The sequence below is a fragment of the Acidovorax sp. GW458-11-26-14-TSB4 genome (assembly GCF_059423865.1).
Map to the genome: position 1 here is coordinate 39,516 of NZ_JBWKYR010000013.1, position 19,522 is coordinate 59,037.

A 19,522-nucleotide genomic window follows, 5' to 3' on the forward strand; every position below is an offset into this window, starting at 1 on the left:
GCCTGCATCGTCAGACCCGTCAGACCGCCTTGGTCAGGTACCCCATCCACGGCCAATAGGTCAGCGAGAAAATCACCAGCAGCGCGGTGGCCGCCAGCGTGATGGCGATGCCGGTGCGCACGAAGTCGCGGGCATCGAAGGTACCGGTGCCATAGGCAATCATGTTCTGCGGCGCGTTGACGGGCAGGATGAAGCCGAAGCTCACGACGAACTGCAGCAGCATGGTCATGCCGACCACGTTGATGCCCGGGGTCTGCACCGCCAGGAGCACGCTCATGATGATGGGAATCATCGTGGATGCCAGTGCCGTGGCGCTCGCGAACCCCAGGTGGATCACGATCAGGAACAGCGACAGCAGCATCAGGATGGCGAATGCGCTGGCCTGCTGCAGGCCCAGGTTCTGCACGATGAGGTGGGCCAGCCACCCGGCGGCCTGGGTCTTGAGCAGAGCCGTGCCGATGCTGATGCCGACCGCGAACAGCACCACCGTGCCCCAGGGAAAGCCGCGCTGGGACTCTTGCCAGTCCATGACGCCCAGGCGGGGCAGCAGCATCAGGGCAATCGCCGCGATGGTGGTGGAGGAGGTGTCGAAGTCGTGCAGCACCTTCTCGGTCGCCCAGAAGCCCAGCAGCGCCAGCACGATGCCCAGCAGCTTCCACTCCCTGCTGCTGGTCTTGCCGATCAGGTCGAGCTGCCGCCGTATCGTGGCCTGGCCGCCCGCGATCTCCTTCATCTCGGGCTTCATCATGCGCGTCATGATGAAATAGACGGCAATGCTCAGCAGCGCGGAGAACGGTGCTCCGGCGATGAACCATTCGAGCCAGGTGATGCTGGCCTGCAATTGCTTTTCGATGAAGCCGATGGCCACCATGTTCTGCGCGGCGGCGGTCTTGATGCCCACGTTCCACACGCTGGCGGTCTGCGCGGCGGTGATGACCAGCAGGCCGGCGAAGCGGCTGCGCCTGTCCACCTGGAAGGCCAGGATGAAGCCCATCATGATGGGCACCAGGCACGCCACCCGCGCCGTGGTGCTGGGCACGATGAACGACAGCAGAAAGCCCACCCCCATGGCACCGATGACGATATGGTTGGTGCGCGCATCGACCCGGGACAGCACCAGCAGCGCGATGCGCCGGTCGAGCCCCGTGGCCGTCATGGCCGCTGCGATGAAGCAGGCGGCCGCCACCAGCGCCACGGCACTGTTGGAAAAGCCCGAGAGGGCCAGGCCGAGTGCTGCGCCTGTGCCCATGGCTGCGCCGGCAGGCCGGGCCGCATCGGGCACGGCGGCCAGCAGGAAGATCATCAGTGCGCCAATGACCACGGCGCTCACCGCGTAGTCCAGCGCCTCGGTCATCCAGACGATGACGGCAAACGCCAGGATCGCCAGCATGGCCTGGCCGGCCGGCGGCAGGCCCTGCGCTGCAGGCATCCACAGAACGGCAAGGAGCGCGGCCACGGCCAGAAAAAGCCCGGCCGTCTTCACCACATGCCGGCCCGAATCGGGTGGCACGGGCGTGACGACTGGGAGAATGGGCGCAGCGGGTTTCATGATCTTTTCCTTGTGAGCAGCTTGCGCAATTCGCTGAACCACAGCACGGTGCTGCCCATCGCGCCGCAGACCAGCCATTGGCCAGGCGACAACGGCGCGGTGCCGAAGGCCAGGTTCAAGACCTCCAGGTGCACCACGCCCACCTGCAGCAGGGCGGACAGCGCCACCGCGCCCCACAGCCAGGGGTTGCTGGCCAGGTTGGCGAACGCACTGGCGGTGTCGGAGCGGGCGTTGAAGCAGTTGAACAGGTGGGCGAAGACCAGCACCGTGAAGCCTGCCGTGCGAGCGTTGGCCAGGTCGCGGTCGCCCTCGATCAGGCCGCCGGGCAGGTACATGTCCATGGTGAGCAGGGTGGCCGCGGCCACCACCACACCGATCTGCACCACGCCCCACCACATGGCGGCGTCGATCACCCGCTCGCCCGGGTGGCGGGGCTTGCGCGCCATGGCGTCGTCGCTGGTGGGGTCCATGCCCATCGCCAGCGCGGGCCAGGAGTCGGTGATCAGGTTCAGCCACAGGATCTGCGTGGCCAGCAGCGGCAGCACCAGCGCGCCTCCAGGAGCGGTAAGGCCGATGACGCCGGCCCCCACCACACCCAGGAACACGGTCAGCACCTCGCCCATGTTGGACGACAGCAGGTAGCGCAGGAACTTGCGGATGTTGTCGAAGATGCCGCGCCCCTCGCGCACCGCTTCGATGATGGTGGCGAAGTTGTCGTCGGCCAGCACCATGCGGGCCGCGCCCTTGGCCACCTCGGTGCCGGTCACGCCCATGGCCACGCCGATGTCGGCGGCCTTGAGCGCGGGGGCGTCGTTCACGCCGTCACCCGTCATCGCGACGATGTGGCCGTCGGCCTGCAGGGCGGCCACGATGCGCAGCTTGTGCGCGGGCGCCACGCGGGCGAAGACCGAGGTGTGGCGCACCGCCTGGGCGAAGGCGACGCCGTCCAGCGCGTCGAGCTCGGCCCCGGTGAGCGCCGTGGCGCCGGGCGGCACCAGCCCCAGGTCGGCCGCGATGCGTGCCGCCGTGCGCGGGTGGTCGCCGGTGATCATGATGACGCGGATGCCGGCCCGGCGTGCCTCGCGGATCGCCACCGCCGCCTCTTCGCGCGGCGGATCGATGATGCCCGCCGTGCCCACGAAGATGAGGCCGCGCTCCAGCGCGTCCACCTCTTGCAGGTCCTCGTGCGCGCCCAGGGGGCGGTAGGCCACCGCCAGCGTGCGCAGGGCATCGCCGGACAGGGTGTCCACATCGGCCAGGATCTTCGCGCGCAAGGTGGCGTCGAGTGCGACCACGTCCATCCCCACCCGGGCATGGGTGCACAGGCCCAGCAACACATCGGGCGCGCCCTTGCAGACGAGCACCCGCTCGCCGCCGTGCTCCAGGTCCCGCTCGATGGTGGACATGCGCTTGCGCTCGGAGGTGAAGGGGTGCTCCGCAACGCGCTCGAACCGCTGCTTGCGCCGCGCGGTGGCCCCGAGCTTGTGCTCGGCTACCAGGAACGCGGCCTCGGTGGGGTCGCCATGGACCTGCCACGCGCCGTTGTCGGCCTGCTGCAGCGATGCGTTGCCCGCCAGGCTGCCGCCACTGAGCAGCACCACCTGCTCGGCGTGCAGCGGGCCCGGCTGCAGACGCATGCCGGCCCATTGCACCTCCCCTTCGGGCGCATAGCCCACGCCCGTGACGTCCGTGGTACCCGAGGCGGTCATGATGCGCACCACCGTCATCTCCGAGCGCGTGAGCGTGCCGGTCTTGTCGGTACAGATGACCGAGGTGGCGCCCAGCGTCTCCACCGACGACAGGTTCTTGATGATGGCGTGGTGCCCGGCCATGCGCTGCACCCCCAGGGCCAGCACCACCGAGAGGATGGCTGGCAGCCCCTCGGGCACGGCCGCCACGGCCAGGGCCACGCCCAACAGCAGCACGCCGACGACCTCGGCCATGGTGTCGGGACGGGAGATGAGCAAAATGGTGCCCACCACCACGGCAGCGATGGCCAGCACGGCCACGCCCAGCATGCGCCCGATGTGGACGATTTCCCTTTCCAGCGGCGTGGGCTGCTCCACCGTGGCGGCCAGCATGCCCGCAATCGAGCCCATCTGCGTGGCCATGCCGGTGGCGACGACCAGTGCGGTGCCGCTGCCCTGGGCGACGAAGGTGCCCTTGAACACCATGTTCAGCTGGTCGCCCAGTGCTGCGGGGCCGGGCAAGGGCGCGGGGTCCTTGAGCACGGCCTCGCTCTCGCCGGTGAGCGAGCTCTCCTGCATGCGCAGGGCGGCTGCGCGCACCAAGCGGGCATCGGCGGGCGTGGCATCGCCCTCGGCCAGCACCAGCAGGTCGCCCTTGACCAACTGCGCGCTCGGCACCCGCTGCACCTGGCCGCCGCGCACCACCGAGGCCGTGGGCGCGCTCATGCGTGCCAGCGCGGACACGGCGTCGTGCGCCTTGGCTTCCTGCACATGGCCCAGGACCCCGTTGAGGAGGACGATGGCCGCGACGACGATGGCGTCCACAGGCCAGCCCTGCAGACCCTCGAACACCCACGCCAGCAGCGACACCACGATCGCGCCCAGCAACAGGTAGATGAGGGGGTCCTGGAACTGCGACAACAGGCGGCGCCAGGCGGCGGTGCGCGGGGTGGCCTGGAGTTCGTTGGGGCCGTCCAGGGCCAGGCGCTTCGCTGCTTCCTGCACGGCAAGCCCGTGCTGCAGATCGGTACCCAGTATTTTGGCCAGGTCCTCGGCCTTCTGGGTCGTAAAGTCCGGCGGCGGCGGCACGGTCATGAGAGCAGTGCAGGCACGCCCCGGCGGGGTGCCGGATCGACCGGCGGGGCATGGCCCACGCGCGCCCACATCTGCACCGTTTGCGCCGGCCCTGGCGCACCGAGCAGGCGCCTGATGCGGGCATGGGGCGCGGCCTGTTCAGGGTATTCCTGCAAAGCCTGCTGCAGGGGCTGCATCGCCAGGCCCTGTGCGGTGGCGGCGAGCTGCACCCGCACATAGGCGCGCCCGGCGCCAATCTGCGTGCGACGGTCGTTGCCCTCGGTCACCATCCACAGGAAGGCAGGCGTGGACGCCAGCTTCTTGCCGAAATCCTCGATCTGGCTGGTGGTGGCGTAATCATCGGGGGCCGGGGCCTTGCTGCGGTCGAACAGCCCGAAGCGGTTGAGCCACACGACCTTGGGGTCCAGCAGGTAGAGGCCGTCGCGGTGCTTTTCGATTTCGGCGGCCCCCACCCGCAGCACCTGGTAGGTTTCGAGCACCACACGCGGCGTGACCATCTCGATGCGCCACGCCTGCGCGGCGATGTCGCGGTGCTGGGCCATCAGGCCGGCCTGGTCCATGCCCACGAAGCCCAGCCGCGATGGATGGGGGGCGACGGCGTCGGCCATGGCCTGCCATGCGGCGGCCGGCACCGGGCGCTGGAGGTCGTACAGCTGCCGGTTGGTGCGGCGCTGCAGGACATGGGCGAACAGCGGGTCTTTCTGCACGGCGGGGTCGGGCGACAGCCGCACGCGTGCCACGGGGCGCTGGTCAATCTGCCCTGGCGCGAACTCGCCTTCGGGAAACAGCGTGATGTCGGCCCGCAGCCCGCGCTCGCGCGCCGCCATGTCGAGCAGCTCCAAAAATGTACCGTGGCTCATCATGGTCTGGCGCGAGAACGGATCGGAGGCGGGCAGCAGGCGATGCAGGTCGCAGCGCAGCAGCATCTCGCCGGGCGTGGTGAGGTCGACGCGCCACGATTGCAGGTTGTGGGAGTGCGGCGCCAGGATGGCGTAGCCCAGGATCCAGCGGCGGACATCGGCCTCCTGCCCGGGGCCCTGCCATGGCGCGATCGCGGCCGGGGGCATGGGCTGGCTGCAGCCCGCCGAGGCAGCCGTGGCGGCGATGATGGCGGCGCCACCGGTCACCCTGGCGAATTGGCGTCGATGCATGGTGCAGCTCCTTATTGGGCCCGCAGGCCAAGACGCCGTAGCCTGGCCATCCATTGCGCGGCGTCCGCGGGCTTGAGGTCGCCGCACATGCCGATCAGGGTTTCATGGACTGGTGAGATGCCGCACAGGCCCAGGATGTTGCGCTCCAGCGACTTGATGCTGTGGGCCCGGAAGTACCAGCGGTAGACGATGGCAGGCATGCCCATCGTGGCCACCACGCGAGCCGAGCGGCCTGTGAGCCCCTTCTTGCCGAAGGCGTTGCCACCGGCCTCCAGGGTGAACGCAAAGCCGGGCCGGGCCACCTGCTCCAGAAAGCCCTTGAGCAATGCCGGCATGTCGCCCAGCCACAGGGGGAAGAACAGCACGATGTGTTCGGCCCAGCGGATGTCGTCCTGTGCCTGCTGCAGTGCTGGCGGGAGCACGCCGGCCTCCCACGCCTTCTGGCTGCGCAGCAGCGGAAAGTCGAGCCCGGCCACATCGACCTGGCGCACGGCGTGGCCCGCATCGCCCGCGCCGCTGGCGTAGGCCTGGGCCAGCGCATGGCACAGGTGGGGCTCGCTCGCGTCAGGGTGGCCCTGGATCAGCACAAGCCGTTTGGGGGACATGGGAGGCATCCCGGCGGGCCGTTCCCTTGTGGCCTGGAGATCGCTCATGCCTCGATGATCACTTTGAGCGCCTTGGTCTCTGCGGCCCGGCCGAAGGTATCGTAGGCCTGCAGGATGTCCGCGAGCTGGAAGCGGTGGGTGATGAGCTGCTTGGCGTCGATGCGCCGGGACTGCACGGTCTTGAGCAACATGGGCATGGACACGGTATCGACCAGGCGCGTGGTGATGGTGATGTTGTGCGACCAGAGCCGCTCCAGGTGCAGGTCGGCCTTGACGCCGTGCACGCCCACGTTGGCGATGGTGCCGCCGGCGGCCACGATGTCCTCGCACATCGTGAAGGTGGCCGGGATGCCGACGGCCTCGATGGCCGTGTCCACCCCGCGCCCGCCGGTCAGCGCCATCACCTGCTGGGCGGCGGTGCCATCGGTGCTGTTGACCGTGGCCGTGGCGCCGAAGCGCTTGCCCACGGCCAGGCGGTTGTCGTCCAGGTCGACCATGATGATCTCCGAGGGCGAATACAGCTGCGCCGTGAGCAGCGCCGCCAGCCCGATGGGCCCGGCGCCGACGATGGCCACGGTGGAGCCGGGCTGCACCTTGCCGTTGAGCACGCCGCACTCGAAGCCGGTGGGCAGGATGTCGCTGAGCATGACCAGCGCCTCTTCGTCCGCGCCGTCGGGAATGGGGTAGAGGCTGGTGTCAGCATGCGGGATGCGCACGAACCCGGCCTGGGTGCCGTCGATGCGGTTGCCCAGCACCCAGCCACCGGTGCTGCAGTGCGAGTACATGCCCTTGCGGCAGTTCTCGCAGCGCCCGCAGGCGCTGATGCAGGAGATGAGCACCCGGTCGCCAGGCTTGAAGGTGGTGACGCCCGGGCCTACGGAGTCGATGATGCCCACGCCTTCATGGCCCAGGGTGGTGCCGGGCTGGCAGGTGGGCACGTCGCCCTTGAGGATGTGCAGGTCGGTGCCGCAGATGGTGGTGCGGGTGATGCGCACGACGGCGTCGGTGGCGTCCTGTATGGTGGGCTTGGGGCGTTCGTCCAGCTTCTTCTGGCCGGGGCCGTGGTACACGAGGGCGAGCATGGTGAGGGGTCCTTTGGGTGGTCAGGGTGCCGATCCACTGTCTGCGCCATCCGGGTGGCTGTCAGTGCGCTGGCGCACACATTCCCTCGGGGCCGTGCTTTATTCGGCCGGCATTTGATCCTGGTCAACCGTGCCGCACATGGCCATTGCGCAGGCCACTGCAACCAAAGCCCGCTAGGATGGGCCCTTTGCAGAACCCGCCTGGGCAAGTGCCCTCCTCCCACTCCCCACCTGCCGTCCCCCATGCGCCCCACCCCTGCCGACACGCCCCCGCCCCTGGACACGCTGATGGTGGCCACCTGCAACGTGCTCAACCTGGCCAACCCCGGGCGCATGTTCTACGCCAACCAGGACGCTTACACCGAGTCAGAGTACGAACGCAAGATCGAGTGGCTGGCCCAGCGCTTTCGCACGCTCAATGCCGACGTGCTGGCGGTGCAGGAGGTGTGGGACGAGGCGGCGCTGAAGGCGGCCATCGCGCACAGCGGGCTGCGCTACGATTTTGTTGCGGTGCCCGGTGCCGAGAACGACGACAAGCGCCACGGTGCCCAGGGCACGCCGCGCGTGGGCATTGCCACGCGGCTCAAGGTGGAGGCGCTGCAGTCGTTTGCGAACTTTCCGCCGGCCTTCCAGGTCGATGTGCCGGGGCTGGGCCCACACACGCGCTTCGAGCGCCCGCCCCTGGTGGCCACGCTGCGCATGAAGCATGGGCAGCGGGTGAACGTGCTCACGGCGCACCTCAAATCCAAGCGCCCCAAGTTCCTGCAGGACGCCAACGGCCACGCGCTGGAGGACAAGGACGACCGCAAGGTGGGCGCCCTGGCCTCGCTGCGCTCGCTGCTGATGCGCGGCGCCGAGGCCATGGCCCTGCGCTGCCTGGTGATCGACCTGCTGCAGCGCACCAGCGTGCCGCTGGTGGTGATGGGCGACTTCAACGACACCCCTGACAGCGTGACCACGCAGCTGATCTGCGCCACCACCGAAATCGCCTACGACCGCTCGGCCCGCGACGTGGCGCTGTTCAACGCCTACGACCTGCAGGGCGAGATGGCGCTCAAGAAGGACGTGGCCTTCTCCCACATCCACCAGGGCTCGCCCGCGGTGCTGGACCAGATCCTGGTGAGCGAGGAGTTTTTGGCCCGCGGGCGCAACAGCCTGGGCGACGTGCGCCGGGTGGACTACTTCAACGACCACCTGCACGAAGGCCGCGACCGCACGCGCTCGGACCACGGTTTCGTGCGTGCGCTGCTCCGGCTGCAGGTGGGGACGCCGCAAACCCAGCCGGCACCTACTGCCCCGCCGATGGGCTGAGCTCCGCGGGGCGCGGCATCACCCATTTGCCTTTACATACCGGGCTGTTCAGGTGCTAAATTCCTGCGCGATTCTGAGGAAGCCAGAGATGCGTTGGAAAATGATCGCGATGGCCTGCCTGGGCCTGGCAGCCCTGTCTGCAGGCGCGCAGGTGCACCGCTGCAAGCAGCCGGATGGAAAGATGGTCTACAGCGACCAGCCGTGCGCCCGCAGCCAGACCGGCGGGGTGATCCTGCCCGACCCGAGCGTGCGCGAAGTCGCCTGGGAGCAGGCGCGCAACCGGGCCCAGGGCTCGGGCAGCGCCAAGTCTGCCGCCTGCCGCTCGGCCAGGGAGGAGCTGGCCCAGCTCGCCGGCCTTCGCAGCCTGTCGCCCGAAGAAAAGCGCATCCGTTTGCGGGGCCAGGAAACACGGGTCGCCGCCGCCTGCGGCACCGAGCCGCCGGGCCCGAACCCGCAGCCGCTGGCCGGCAAGGCGCCTGCCGCCTCCGGCCCCGTGGTCTTCCTCTACTGCGATGCCGGCGTGTGCCACGACAACAAGGGCGGCGTGCACATGAAGAGCGGCCCCGACTTCGTCGATGCGGCCACGGGCAAGAAATGCGCGCGCGTGGGCGCCCAGACCATCTGCACCTGATCCGCACCGCAAGTCCCTTCGCCGCCAGGGGCATCGCGGCCGCGCGCGGCGCGCCGGCACCGCTTTGCAACACGGCGTGCCGGCTGACACAAGTCGTAACCAGCCCCCCAGTAAGATGCCGGACCAAGCCCCGGATTGAGCACGGGCGACGAGACCCATATGACCATGCCCAGAGCCAACACCTCCACCTTGCCCCAGCAACCCGACGTTCGCGCCAGCCGCTGGCCGGTCCGCACGGCCGCCGCCGCGCTGGTGGCCGTGCTGCTGGCGGCCTGCAGCAGCACGCCGCTGCCGCCCTGGAATTCGCCGGGCGCAGCCGCACCGCGCCCCAGTGCCCCGGCACCGCTGCCCCGCCCGCAGGCCGGCAAGGTGGTGCCCGCACCGCTGGGCTCGGCCCAGCAAGCGCCCGCACCCCAGCCGCAAGCGCCGGCAGGCGTCATCACCGCCCCCCTGCCGCCCGCAGCGCCCATTGTGGGCCGCAACGAGCCCCTGGCCACGCCGCCCTATGGCCCGGCCGTGATGGCCCGTTTCCCCGAGCCCACGGTGCGCTACAGCACGCCCGGCCTGGCGCCCGACCGCCGTGCCTTCACCACCAACGTGGAGCTGGAGCAATGGCTGCAGTCCGTGGCCCAGGGCACGGCCGGCGGCCCCTCGCGCGCCAGCATGCTGCGCCTGGGCACCTCGCAGCGCGGCGAGCCCCTTCTGGGCCTGCTGCTCACCCGCGCCCAGGGCAATGACCCGGCGGCCCTGGATGCCGGCAAGCGCCCCACCGTGGTGCTGATCGGCCAGCAGCACGGCAACGAGCCGGCGGGTGCCGAGGCCCTGCTGGTCATCGCCCGCGAACTCGGCCAGGGCCTGCTCGAGCCCCTGCTTGAACGCATCAACGTGATCATCGTGCCGCGCGCCAACCCCGATGGCGCCCAGGCCGACACCCGCGCCACGGCCAACGGCATCGACATGAACCGCGACCACCTGCTGCTCAAGACGCCCGAGGCCCAGGCCATCGCGCGCCTGGTGCGCGACTACCGCCCCATCCTGGTGGTGGACGCGCACGAGTACACCGTGGCCGGCCGCTACAAGGAAAAGTTCAACGCCGTGCAGCGCTACGACGCGCTGCTGCAGTACACCACCACCGCCAACTACCCCGAGTTCCTGACCAAGGCCTCGCAGGAGTGGTACCACCAGCCCATGGTGGCGGCGCTCAAGGCCCAGAACCTCTCCAGCGAGTGGTACTACACCAATGCCACGGGCGCGGACGACCGCACCCTGTCGATGGGCGGCACGCAGCCCGACACGGGCCGCAACGTGCACGGCCTGAAGAACACCGTGAGCCTCTTGATCGAGACGCGCGGCGTGGGCATCGGCCCGCTGCACATGCAGCGCCGCGTGCACACCCAGGTCACGGCCATCGCCAGCGCACTGCGCTCCACCGCCGAGCGCGCCGCCAACCTGGAGCAGGTGCGCGCCTTCGTGGTGCGCGACATCTCGGCCAAGGCCTGCCGCGACAACGTGGTCGTCGAGGCCGGCCCCACGCCCACGCAGCGCGAGGTGGTCTTCATCGACCCCGAGACCGGCATGGACCGCCCCGTGCGCGTGGACTGGAATTCGTCGCTGAACCTGCGCACCCTGAAGTCGCGCGCGCGCCCCTGCGGCTACTGGGTGTCCGACCGCGCCGCGCCCGTGATCGAGCGCCTCAAGTTGCTGGGCCTGCAGGTGCTGCGCATCGGCGAAGGCGGCTCGCTGCTGGCCGACACCTACCGCGAGACCGGGCGTGAAGTCTCGGAGCGGCGCGACGTGCTGGGCACCATCGCTGGCGATGGCGACATCATCCGCGTGCAGGTGGCCCCCGTGCGCGCCGCCATCGACGTGCCCGCCGGCAGCTACTACGTGCCCCTGAACCAGCCCCTGGCCCACCTGGCAGTGGCCGCGCTGGAGCCCGATACGCAGAACAGCTATTTCGCCAACCGCCTGGTGGAAGACCTGTCGCAGACGGCACGCATCATGTCCACGCCGTCGCTGGTGTTCGAAGAGACGGATTGAGCCCTCCATGAAGTACTCGCCTGCGCGCGACGCGAGCGGCAAGTCGCTGATCAACGGCCGGGAAGCAGCCATTGGCCTGTGGCTGATGGCTGCGGCCACAGGTCTGATGCTGTGGATGAATCCCATCGTGCCGCCTTATACCGGCAGGTCTGCGTGGCTGTTCTCAGCATTTGCGCAGATGTTCGGGCCTTAGGGCCCGGCCATCGCCATATGGTCTTTTGTGGCGCTGCTGCTTGCCCTGGGCGTGATGGGATGGATCGGCGCTGGCAAGCAGCCGCGCTGACCCGGCGAAGCCGGCTGGATCCCTTCAGGGAGTGATAGCCCTGTACCTGCTTCGCCATGGCGGTGCCGGTCGCCACCACCAGCCGCGACCTGCGGCCCCACACCAGCCTGACCGGGATCGCCATGGGTATTCGGATGCCGTCGCAGGCAGAATCGGGCCATCCGCACGAAGACCTTTCTCGCCTGCATGAGCACGCAAGACCATCCACCCCCGCTGTACCAAGGCCGTTGCCTGTGCGGCGCCATCCACTACGAAGCCCGCGCTGAGATCAAGGCGGCCTCGCACTGCCACTGCAGCATGTGTCAGAAGGCGCATGGCGCGGCCTTCGGGTCCTATGGCAATGTGCCGGTGGACCGCTTTGCCTTCACACGCGGCGCAGAGCTGGTGAAGCGCCGCGAGTCATCGCCGGGCGTCACGCGCAGCTTCTGCCCGGATTGCGGCTCGCCGCTGACCTGGCACAGCGCGCATGGCGATGCGGCGGCGTGGATGTCATTCTCGCTGGGCACGCTGAATACGCCGTTCACGCCGAAGAAGCCGCTGCGCAGCATCCACGCGGATTCGGTGCCTGCGTGGCATGTGGCGGGCGAAGCGCGCAAAGACTGAGCGGCAAACATCCCATGGACTTTCAAATCAGGCGCGCGACCGCCGACGATGCATCGCAGGTGGCATTACTGACCCGTGCCGCCTATGCGAAGTGGGTGCCGGTGATCGGGCGGGAGCCCCTGCCGATGAAGGCAGACTACGAGGCCGCTGTCAGGGAACACCGGGTCGATTTGCTGCACGTCGACGGCGTGCTCGCCGGTCTTATCGAAATGATCCCCGAGCCACAGTGGCTGCTGATCGAGAACCTGGCGGTCGCGCCCGCCTTTCAGGGCCGCGGCTGTGCACGCATCCTCCTCGCGCAGGCCGAACAGACGGCAAAGGTGCTGCAGCTCACTGGACTCAGGCTCTTCACCAACAAGCAGTTTGCATCGAACGTCGCCTTGTACCTGCACCACGGCTTCGCCGTGGACCGCGAAGAGCCTTTCATGGGCGGATTCACCGTGTACATGAGCAAGCCGTTCGCGCCCGGCAAGGCTCCGCTTGTCGCCCCGGCTTGATGGACCCACGGCGCCCATGGCACCATCCCGCCACCGCAGACCCCGGCTGATTCGGCAGCCGCGCAATGCGGCATCCAAAATCAAATCCAACGAGGGGAATGCCAATGAGGAACCGAGGCGCCAACGCCATCTGTGGCCGGCTTTGCCATGGGGTCACCAAGCCAGGAGTGCAACATGCCTGATACCTACAACGGCATAGGCACGTCCTACCTGGGCAAGTGCAAGTTCGAGCAGGACGATTCATTCGTCACCACCAAGTGGTTCCAGATCGTGGCGCCGATCTTCCCCCTGGGCAGCGTGCGGCTGCGTGACCTGGGCAGCGAGGGCGTGCCCTTTCTCAAGCGCACCACCAACTACGAGTTCATCGAGGAGGTGCCGCTCGATGTGATGCAGGTGGTGCGCACCTATGCGTACACCGTCTTCATCGTCGCCTGGTTTGGCCACTGGGCCATGGGCAACCAGCCGCCGCTGGTGCGCTTCATCATGATTACGCTGGGGATTCTGCTGCCGTTTGCGATGCGGTTCCTGTCCAAGCGCATGTCGCAGTAAAAACCGGTTCGCGGCCTCGCAAGGCCGCGCGGACATTCAGCGCCGGGGGCGCAGGCGCGCTGCCACTGGCGCGGATGGCTTTGCCGCTGCACCCGCCGCATCAGGCCGGCCGCCAGCCTCCTCTCCCACCAGCTCCTGTGCCACCTGAGCGACCAGCGTACGCAGCCAGCGGTGCGCGGGATCGTCGCGGTAGCGCACATGCCAGCCCATGTGCAGCGGAAAGGTGCCCAGGTCCACGGGCGCTGGCAGCACCTGAAGCCGCGTGTCGTGCGCCAGGCGCTGGCAGATGAGCCGGGGCAGCGTGGTGCAGTAGTCGGTCATGGCCACGATCTCGGGCACGGCCAGGAAGTGTGTGACCGATACCGCCACCTCGCGCTTCAAACCCTGGCGGTCCAGCGCCTGGAACAGGCCGGCGCGCAGGCGGCCGGGTGGCAGCACGTTGACGTGGCGCAGCTGTTCGTAGACCTTCTTCGTCAGGCGGGTGCCGACCCCGGGGTGGCCGGCGCGCACCATACAGGCCAGGCCGTCGTCGCCCAGGTGCTGCACGACCAGGTTGTCGGGCGCATCCACGATGCGGCCCAGCACCAGGGCCGTGGTGCCCGAGACCACGCCGGTCTCGGCCAGGTCGGTGCCATAGGGCGTGAGCCGCAGGCGCATGCCGGGGGCCTGCTCGCGCAGCCGCGCGGCAATGGCGGGCACCAGTGCGAACTCCATATAGCTGTTGGCCGCAATGGTCACCAGTTGGTCCGCGCTGGCCGGGTCGAACGCCTGCTGGCCCAGCACGATGCCATCGAGCACGCCCAGGGCCTGGGCGATCTGCGGCGCCAGCGCCAGGGCGCGCGCTGTGGGCTGCATGCCGTAGCGCTCGCGCACGAACAGCGGGTCTTGCAGCAGGGTGCGCAGGCGCGTGAGCGCATTGGACAGCGCGGGCTGCGTGGTGCCCAGGCGCTCGGCGGCGCGGGTGACGCTGCGCTCTTCCATCAGGGCGAGAAAGACGGGCAGGAGGTTGAGGTCATAGCGCATAGATATGCTTTTAACCGTATATCTGGAATCCAGCAAATAAATTGGATGAATTTCACCAGGGCGCGCATCCTTCGTCCTGTGCCAGCCCCGACCCATCCACTTTCGACTTTGCAAGGAACCACCATGACCACCACCGCTACCGCCACCGAAACCCTGTTCACCCCCACCCGCGTGGGCGCCATCGCGGTGAAGAACCGCATTGCCATGGCCCCGTTGACGCGTTCGCGCGCCGGCATGGATGGCGTGCCTTCGGCCCTGGCGGCGCGCTACTACGCCGAGCGCGCATCGGCCGGCCTGTTAGGGCCTGTTCACGCTCATTTCGGGGATCGCGTTGCCCGGCCTGGGGGCTGGATGCAAGGCGCCCGTGCGCAGCAAGGCTAGAGCCTTGCAAGCGCGGGCAACGCCGCAGACGGCCCCCAGGCAGGGCAACCCGGAGGGAAGGCCCTTGCCGGCGCGCCACTCGTCGTTGCGCTCCTTGCGTGTGCACATGCACACGCGGCGTCACGCGCCTAGATTGGCCCTCCGGCAAGGGCCTTCGCGACCCCGAAATGAGCGTGAACAGGCCCTAATCGCCGAGGCCACCAATATCTCGCGCCAGGCGCGCGGCTATGCCTTCACGCCCGGCATCTACACCGATGCCCAGGTAGCAGGCTGGAGGCAGGTAACCAACGCCGTGCACGCGGCCGGTGGCCGCATCGTGCTGCAGCTGTGGCATGTGGGCCGCATGTCGCACACCAGCCTGCAGGAGAACGGTGCCGCGCCCGTGGCACCCTCGGCCCTGCAGGCGGGCGGCAGCGTGTTTACCGAAGCCGGCTTCGAGGCCCCGAGCGCGCCACGCGCACTGACGCTGGACGAGATTGCCGCCATAGTCGAGGACTACCGCCAGGCCGCGCTGCGCGCCCAGGCCGCAGGCTTCGATGGCGTGGAGGTGCATGCCGCCAACGGCTACCTGCTCGAGCAGTTCCTGCGCGACAGCACCAACCGGCGTGAGGACCAGTACGGCGGCTCCATCGAGAACCGCGCGCGCCTGACGCTGGAGGTGACCGAGGCCGTGGCCGGCGTGTGGGGTGCGGGCCGCGTGGGCGTTCGCCTGTCGCCGCTGGACAGCACGCCCATGGAGACCCACGCGTACCTGGCCCAGCGCCTGGGTGCCATGGGCCTGGCCTACCTGCATGTGGTGGAGGGGCAGATGCATGCCGAGGACGGCACCAGCCGCTTCGACAACCAGGCCCTGCGCGCGGCCTTTGGCCACGGTGGCGCCTACATCGCCAACAATGGCTACGACCGCCAGCGCGCCGTGGCGGCCACGGAGTCGGGCCACGCCGACATGGTGGCCTTTGGCCGCGACTTCATCGGCAACCCCGACCTGGTGGAGCGGCTGCAGCACCGGCTGCCGCTGTTCAATGCGCCGGCATCGGGTTACTTTGGCGGTGGGGCTGAAGGCTATACCGAATTCACCACAGCGCAGGCAGCGTGAGCCTGCCGTTCACAGGATAAACACCATGACCGTACTCAATAACCTTCTGCCCGGCCCCCTGGGCTTTGGCACCGCCCCACTGGGCAACATGTTCCGCGCCATCCCCGAGGCCGAGGCCCGCGCCACCGTGGACGCGGCCTGGAACGATGGCATCCGCTACTTCGACAATGCGCCGTTCTACGGCGCGGGCCTGGCCGAGATCCGCATGGGCGAGGCGCTGGTCGGGCGGCCGCGCAGCGACTATGTCATCAGCACCAAGGTCGGCCGCGTGGTGCTGGACGAGGTGGAGGATGTGTCCGCACGCGACCTGGGCGAGAAGGGAGAGGTGTTCCGCCACGGACGTCCGAACCGCATCGTCAATGACTACTCCGAGGACGCCACGCTGCGCTCCATCGAGGACAGCCTGAAGCGGCTGAAGACCGACCACATCGACATCGCCTGGGTGCACGATGTGGCGCAGGATTTCTATGGCGACGAATGGCTCGGCGTGTTCGAGACCGCGCGCAAGGGCGCTTTCAAGGCCCTGGACCGCTTGCGCGACGAAGGGGTCATCAAGGCCTGGGGCCTGGGCGTGAACCGGGTCGAGCCCATCGAGCTGCTGCTGGACCTGCAGGGCCCGCGGCCGGACAGTTTTTTGCTGGCGGGCCGCTACACCCTGCTGGACCACAGCCGCGCGCTGCAGCGCGTGATGCCCAAGGTGGCCGAGCGCGGCCTGTCCATCGTGGTGGGTGGCCCCTACAGTTCGGGTGCGCTGGTCGGCGGGCCCAACTTTGAGTACGCCCCGGCCACGCCCGCCATCCTGGCCAAGGTGGCCGCCATCAAGGCGATTGCGGACCGGCATGGTGTAAGCATGAAGGCAGCGGGCCTGCAGTTCGCGCTGGCGCACCCGGCCGTGGCGGCGGTGATCCCCGGTGCCAGCCAGCCCGGGCGCATTGCAGAGGACCGCGCCGCGCTGCAGCTGGCGGTGCCGGCGGACTTCTGGCGCGAGCTGCGGGCTGCGGGGCTGGTGCACCCCGAGGCGCCGCTGCCGCTGATCGGCTAACGCTGACGACTCTGGACCTGGGGACTGCTCACGCCCTCAGCGTCGCCAGGGTCAGCCGCAGCACCACCGGCCGCACGAAAAGCACGCAGACAAAGGCCACCGGCATGGCCAGCGCATAGGCGCTGAGCACCCGCCCCAGGTAGCCGCTGGTCAAGCCAGTGCCCACGCCCACGATCACCGCGCACATCAGAAACGCCATGATGCCCGCCATGTAGAAGGCGAACACCACGGGCATGAAGCGCTGGGGGAGCTTCCAGAAGGGCGGGCGTACGGGGGTGGTCTGGGGGGCGGGCTGGGACATCGGTGAATAGGCGGCCGGTAACGAAGAATGGCGCTACTTTAGGAGCCGCCGCCATCGGGCGGTAGGCCAGCGCAGACACTTTCAGTGCTAATCTCAACTTATGAATCAACTAAACCATTAATAAGCAAGGCCATGTCCAACCTGCGCGGTATCGAAACCTTTGTCCGGGTCGTCGAAGGCGGCAGCATTGCGGCGGCGGCGCGCCAGTTGGGCATCACGGCGGCAGCGGCCAGCCAGAATCTGGCCCGGCTGGAGAAAGAGCTGGGCACCCGGTTGCTGACACGCACCACGCGCTCGCAGGCGCTCACGGCGGCGGGCGAGGCCTACTTTGCCCAGGTGAGCCCCTTGCTCGACGGCCTGGCCCAGGCGCGGACCGAGCTGTCGGCGCTGCAGGGTGCCGTGCAGGGCCGGCTCAAGCTTGCATGCTCGGTGGCCTTTGGCCGGCACGTGGTGGCGCCGCTGGTGCCGGCCTTCATGGCCCGCTACCCGCAGGTGCGGGTGGAGATGGTGATGGCGGACCGCAATGTGGACCACCTCAAGGAAGACGTGGACGCGAGCATCCGCTTTCGCCATGTGCTGGAGCCCGGCCTGGTGGCGCGGCGCATCGCCACCGCGCCCATGGTGTTCTGCGCGGCGCCGGCCTACCTGCGCCAGCATGGCCGCCCCAGGCGGCCGGAGGACCTGGCGCACCACCCCTGCCTGTCGTTTCGCATGCCGTTCGACGGGCGCTTGATGCAATGGCCGTTTCTGCGTGGCGGCGAGCGCTTTGCCCCTGCCATCCAGACCGCCGCCGTGTGCAATGACATCGACACCCTGGCTGCGCTGGCGGTGGCCGGGGCCGGCGTGACGCGGCTGGGCAGCTTTGTCGCCAACCCCTTGATCGCCGCCGGCCAGCTGGAGCCCTTGTTCATGGCCGCAGGCAACATCAGTCGCACGCGCACCCTGGCCGACCCGGAGCCGCTGGAGTTCTTTGCCTGCTTTCGCGACCGCCAGCACCTGCCCGCGCCGGTCCGGGTGTTTGTGGACTTCCTTGCCGAGGCCTTGCAGGACCACCCGCTGCTGCGGGTGCCGGTGTGGCCTGTGGCGGTTGCCTCCTGAGCATGCAAAGCAGGGTCTTGCTGTGCAGCCCTGCAGCCCACGCCCAAGGCTGCTACGCTGCCGCTTCCTTCCATTTCCGATAAAGCGCGCCCCATGATCGACCTGCACTACTGGCCCACGCCCAATGGCTGGAAAATCTCCATCATGCTCGAGGAATGCGGCCTGCCCTACCGCACCCTGCCGGTGAACATCGGCCAGGGCGAGCAGTTCAAGCCCGACTTCCTGGCCATCAGCCCCAACAACCGCATGCCGGCCATCGTGGACCACGCGCCGCCGGGCGGCGGGGCGCCGGTGTCGGTGTTCGAGAGCGGCGCCATCCTGATGTACCTGGCCGAGAAGACCGGACAATTCTGGTCCACCGACCTGCGCCAGCGCTATGCGCAGATGCAATGGCTGATGTGGCAGATGGGGGGCCTGGGCCCTATGTCGGGCCAGAACGGCCACTTCAAGAACTACGCGCCCGAAAAGGTGCCCTACGCCATCGACCGCTATGGCAAGGAAGTGAACCGTTTGTACGGCGTGCTTGACGGCCAGCTCGCGCGAACGGGGGCGTACGTGGCGGGCGACGACTACTCGATAGCCGACATGGCCAGCCTGCCCTGGATCCGCTCGCACGTGGCCTTCGAGATCCCGCTGGAACCGTTTCCGCACCTCAAGCGCTGGCACGACACCTTGATGGAGCGCCCCGCCGTGCAGCGCGGCCTGGACCTGCTCAAGGACCTGCGCAAGCCCATGACGGACGAGCAGAAGAAGGTGCTGTTCAACCAGACGGCGGAGAGCATTCGGGACAGCGCCAAGCAGGCGGCCGGGTGATACGGCCCGGCGATGCCGCGCCAGTCACGCATCGTAACCAGCACGGCAGCTGGGCGCTGTAGGGCAACGCTGAATAAGTCTTCGCGATGGCGCGCGCCCTGATTTGGGATGGGCTGCTAGGCGCAAAGCGCAGCCATAGCCAGTGCTATGGCGAGCATTTGCAACGACGCAGACCGCCCAAAGCGGGGCGCGCGGCGCGCGAGGGACTTGTTCAGCGTTGCCCTAGACTGCGGGGCCTGCGCATTCTTTCACCCAAGGCACCATGGCCCCATCCACCACTGCTCTTCACCGCCTGCTCGCCTTTCAACAGCGCTAGGCCGGCCTCGACGCCGAACAACGCCAGGCGGACGCAGAGGGCAGTTACGACGATGACGAAGACGGCGAGGAAGAAGTGGAGGCCGCCCCCGCCACCCTGGAAGCCAGCCACCAGCTGATGTTCGCGCCCATCGGCGATCGCTGGCATGTGCACTACCACGGCCCGGCCGCAAGCGTGTCGCTGCAGGTGGCACACAGATTTCCCGGGTGCTATGTGAGCCACTGAACCCGAAGGCGTTCGTGTGGAAGCATCTGCTGGTGAACGGCTGAGCATCACACAAGGCGCAGGCGGCACAGGACACGTTGCGGGCCAGTACCCGCAGCGACGGGACTTCAGCCGCCGCGCGAGCAGGCTGGCCGCCGTGGCGC

At 68.6% G+C, this 19,522-nt stretch carries 19 protein-coding genes and 1 pseudogene; 12 read left to right on the forward strand and 8 right to left on the reverse strand.

What is annotated here, in order from left to right; all coding sequences use genetic code 11:
- Positions 1-19: 19 nt before the first annotated feature.
- From AC07X5_RS22785 to AC07X5_RS22805, 5 genes are read right to left on the reverse strand one after another with little or no spacing between them, the layout of a single operon-like run.
- Complete coding sequence (locus AC07X5_RS22785; RefSeq protein WP_494771953.1) at positions 20-1,549, reverse strand: SLC13 family permease; 1,530 nt, start codon at positions 1,547-1,549, stop codon at positions 20-22.
- Positions 1,546-4,332 (reverse strand): cation-translocating P-type ATPase, encoded by a 2,787-nt coding sequence (locus AC07X5_RS22790; RefSeq protein ID WP_494771954.1) that lies wholly within the window; start codon positions 4,330-4,332, stop codon positions 1,546-1,548. The genes AC07X5_RS22785 and AC07X5_RS22790 overlap by 4 nt, the downstream gene beginning before the upstream one ends.
- Positions 4,329-5,483 carry an Acg family FMN-binding oxidoreductase gene (locus AC07X5_RS22795; RefSeq protein WP_494771955.1) on the reverse strand — a complete coding sequence of 385 codons (1,155 nt, stop codon included), beginning with the start codon at positions 5,481-5,483 and terminating at the stop codon, positions 4,329-4,331. The genes AC07X5_RS22790 and AC07X5_RS22795 overlap by 4 nt, the downstream gene beginning before the upstream one ends.
- Positions 5,484-5,494: 11 nt before the next feature.
- Entirely contained in the window at positions 5,495-6,088 is a 594-nt protein-coding gene (locus tag AC07X5_RS22800; RefSeq protein ID WP_494771956.1) for an NAD(P)H-dependent oxidoreductase, read from the reverse strand.
- A gap of 44 nt (positions 6,089-6,132) precedes the next feature.
- Positions 6,133-7,170 carry a zinc-dependent alcohol dehydrogenase family protein gene (locus tag AC07X5_RS22805; RefSeq protein WP_409957587.1) on the reverse strand — a complete coding sequence of 346 codons (1,038 nt, stop codon included), beginning with the start codon at positions 7,168-7,170 and terminating at the stop codon, positions 6,133-6,135.
- 243 nt (positions 7,171-7,413) lie between these two features.
- Between AC07X5_RS22805 and AC07X5_RS22810 the strand changes: the two genes are divergently transcribed.
- The 7 genes from AC07X5_RS22810 (at position 7,414) to AC07X5_RS22840 (ending at position 13,084) form a co-directional block, all read left to right on the forward strand.
- On the forward strand, positions 7,414-8,481 hold the full coding sequence (locus tag AC07X5_RS22810; protein ID WP_494771957.1) for an endonuclease/exonuclease/phosphatase family protein: 1,068 nt from the start codon (positions 7,414-7,416) through the stop codon (positions 8,479-8,481).
- Between the two features lie 88 nt (positions 8,482-8,569).
- The gene (locus AC07X5_RS22815) at positions 8,570-9,112 is read left to right on the forward strand and encodes a DUF4124 domain-containing protein (RefSeq protein ID WP_494771958.1); all 543 of its coding nucleotides are present in this window, start codon (positions 8,570-8,572) and stop codon (positions 9,110-9,112) included.
- 159 nt (positions 9,113-9,271) lie between these two features.
- Positions 9,272-11,152, forward strand: coding sequence for a M14 family metallopeptidase (locus tag AC07X5_RS22820; RefSeq protein WP_494771959.1), 1,881 nt, complete (start codon positions 9,272-9,274; stop codon positions 11,150-11,152).
- Positions 11,153-11,159: 7 nt separating this feature from the next.
- Positions 11,160-11,345, forward strand: coding sequence for a hypothetical protein (locus AC07X5_RS22825; protein ID WP_494771960.1), 186 nt, complete (start codon positions 11,160-11,162; stop codon positions 11,343-11,345).
- 276 nt (positions 11,346-11,621) lie between these two features.
- On the forward strand, positions 11,622-12,038 hold the full coding sequence (locus AC07X5_RS22830) for a GFA family protein (RefSeq protein WP_409957592.1): 417 nt from the start codon (positions 11,622-11,624) through the stop codon (positions 12,036-12,038).
- 14 nt (positions 12,039-12,052) lie between these two features.
- Complete coding sequence (locus AC07X5_RS22835; protein WP_494771961.1) at positions 12,053-12,535, forward strand: GNAT family N-acetyltransferase; 483 nt, start codon at positions 12,053-12,055, stop codon at positions 12,533-12,535.
- A gap of 174 nt (positions 12,536-12,709) precedes the next feature.
- The gene (locus AC07X5_RS22840; RefSeq protein ID WP_409957594.1) at positions 12,710-13,084 is read left to right on the forward strand and encodes a hypothetical protein; all 375 of its coding nucleotides are present in this window, start codon (positions 12,710-12,712) and stop codon (positions 13,082-13,084) included.
- 36 nt (positions 13,085-13,120) lie between these two features.
- Here the strand turns inward: AC07X5_RS22840 and AC07X5_RS22845 are convergent, their stop codons facing one another.
- Positions 13,121-14,107, reverse strand: a complete 987-nt coding sequence (locus tag AC07X5_RS22845) for a LysR family transcriptional regulator (protein ID WP_494771962.1) — start codon at positions 14,105-14,107, stop codon at positions 13,121-13,123.
- A 123-nt stretch (positions 14,108-14,230) separates the two neighbouring features.
- Between AC07X5_RS22845 and AC07X5_RS22850 the strand changes: the two are divergent.
- The 3 genes and pseudogenes from AC07X5_RS22850 to AC07X5_RS22860 all read left to right on the forward strand — a co-directional run.
- Positions 14,231-14,407 (forward strand): annotated as a pseudogene (locus AC07X5_RS22850) (oxidoreductase); the annotation flags it as partial.
- Between the two features lie 214 nt (positions 14,408-14,621).
- Positions 14,622-15,584, forward strand: coding sequence for an alkene reductase (locus AC07X5_RS22855; protein ID WP_494771963.1), 963 nt, complete (start codon positions 14,622-14,624; stop codon positions 15,582-15,584).
- 25 nt (positions 15,585-15,609) lie between these two features.
- Positions 15,610-16,626: an aldo/keto reductase gene (locus tag AC07X5_RS22860; RefSeq protein ID WP_494771964.1), complete on the forward strand. Its 1,017-nt coding sequence runs from the start codon at positions 15,610-15,612 to the stop codon at positions 16,624-16,626.
- A gap of 28 nt (positions 16,627-16,654) precedes the next feature.
- Here the strand turns inward: AC07X5_RS22860 and AC07X5_RS22865 are convergent, their stop codons facing one another.
- Positions 16,655-16,927 carry a DUF2798 domain-containing protein gene (locus AC07X5_RS22865; protein ID WP_494771965.1) on the reverse strand — a complete coding sequence of 91 codons (273 nt, stop codon included), beginning with the start codon at positions 16,925-16,927 and terminating at the stop codon, positions 16,655-16,657.
- Positions 16,928-17,059: 132 nt separating this feature from the next.
- Between AC07X5_RS22865 and AC07X5_RS22870 the strand changes: the two genes are divergently transcribed.
- Positions 17,060-18,025, forward strand: coding sequence for a LysR family transcriptional regulator (locus tag AC07X5_RS22870; RefSeq protein ID WP_494771966.1), 966 nt, complete (start codon positions 17,060-17,062; stop codon positions 18,023-18,025).
- A gap of 93 nt (positions 18,026-18,118) precedes the next feature.
- Positions 18,119-18,838, forward strand: a complete 720-nt coding sequence (locus AC07X5_RS22875; protein WP_494771967.1) for a glutathione binding-like protein — start codon at positions 18,119-18,121, stop codon at positions 18,836-18,838.
- A gap of 211 nt (positions 18,839-19,049) precedes the next feature.
- Here the strand turns inward: AC07X5_RS22875 and AC07X5_RS22880 are convergent, their stop codons facing one another.
- Positions 19,050-19,301, reverse strand: coding sequence for a hypothetical protein (locus tag AC07X5_RS22880; protein ID WP_494771968.1), 252 nt, complete (start codon positions 19,299-19,301; stop codon positions 19,050-19,052).
- Positions 19,302-19,522: the final 221 nt, after the last annotated feature.

What these genes read in the sequence shown, in the direction of transcription:
- AC07X5_RS22835 (WP_494771961.1), top strand. Translation starts at nt 12,053, where the DNA reads ATGGACTTTCAAATCAGGCGCGCGACCGCCGACGATGCATCGCAGGTG.
- AC07X5_RS22790 (WP_494771954.1), bottom strand. Translation starts at nt 4,332, where the DNA reads ATGACCGTGCCGCCGCCGCCGGACTTTACGACCCAGAAGGCCGAGGAC.
- AC07X5_RS22840 (WP_409957594.1), top strand. Translation starts at nt 12,710, where the DNA reads ATGCCTGATACCTACAACGGCATAGGCACGTCCTACCTGGGCAAGTGC.
- AC07X5_RS22800 (WP_494771956.1), bottom strand. Translation starts at nt 6,088, where the DNA reads ATGTCCCCCAAACGGCTTGTGCTGATCCAGGGCCACCCTGACGCGAGC.
- AC07X5_RS22880 (WP_494771968.1), bottom strand. Translation starts at nt 19,301, where the DNA reads ATGCCAGCGATCGCCGATGGGCGCGAACATCAGCTGGTGGCTGGCTTC.
- AC07X5_RS22865 (WP_494771965.1), bottom strand. Translation starts at nt 16,927, where the DNA reads ATGTCCCAGCCCGCCCCCCAGACCACCCCCGTACGCCCGCCCTTCTGG.
- AC07X5_RS22870 (WP_494771966.1), top strand. Translation starts at nt 17,060, where the DNA reads ATGTCCAACCTGCGCGGTATCGAAACCTTTGTCCGGGTCGTCGAAGGC.
- AC07X5_RS22810 (WP_494771957.1), top strand. Translation starts at nt 7,414, where the DNA reads ATGCGCCCCACCCCTGCCGACACGCCCCCGCCCCTGGACACGCTGATG.
- AC07X5_RS22845 (WP_494771962.1), bottom strand. Translation starts at nt 14,107, where the DNA reads ATGCGCTATGACCTCAACCTCCTGCCCGTCTTTCTCGCCCTGATGGAA.
- AC07X5_RS22860 (WP_494771964.1), top strand. Translation starts at nt 15,610, where the DNA reads ATGACCGTACTCAATAACCTTCTGCCCGGCCCCCTGGGCTTTGGCACC.
- AC07X5_RS22815 (WP_494771958.1), top strand. Translation starts at nt 8,570, where the DNA reads ATGCGTTGGAAAATGATCGCGATGGCCTGCCTGGGCCTGGCAGCCCTG.
- AC07X5_RS22820 (WP_494771959.1), top strand. Translation starts at nt 9,272, where the DNA reads ATGACCATGCCCAGAGCCAACACCTCCACCTTGCCCCAGCAACCCGAC.
- AC07X5_RS22795 (WP_494771955.1), bottom strand. Translation starts at nt 5,483, where the DNA reads ATGCATCGACGCCAATTCGCCAGGGTGACCGGTGGCGCCGCCATCATC.
- AC07X5_RS22825 (WP_494771960.1), top strand. Translation starts at nt 11,160, where the DNA reads ATGAAGTACTCGCCTGCGCGCGACGCGAGCGGCAAGTCGCTGATCAAC.
- AC07X5_RS22805 (WP_409957587.1), bottom strand. Translation starts at nt 7,170, where the DNA reads ATGCTCGCCCTCGTGTACCACGGCCCCGGCCAGAAGAAGCTGGACGAA.
- AC07X5_RS22785 (WP_494771953.1), bottom strand. Translation starts at nt 1,549, where the DNA reads ATGAAACCCGCTGCGCCCATTCTCCCAGTCGTCACGCCCGTGCCACCC.
- AC07X5_RS22875 (WP_494771967.1), top strand. Translation starts at nt 18,119, where the DNA reads ATGATCGACCTGCACTACTGGCCCACGCCCAATGGCTGGAAAATCTCC.
- AC07X5_RS22830 (WP_409957592.1), top strand. Translation starts at nt 11,622, where the DNA reads ATGAGCACGCAAGACCATCCACCCCCGCTGTACCAAGGCCGTTGCCTG.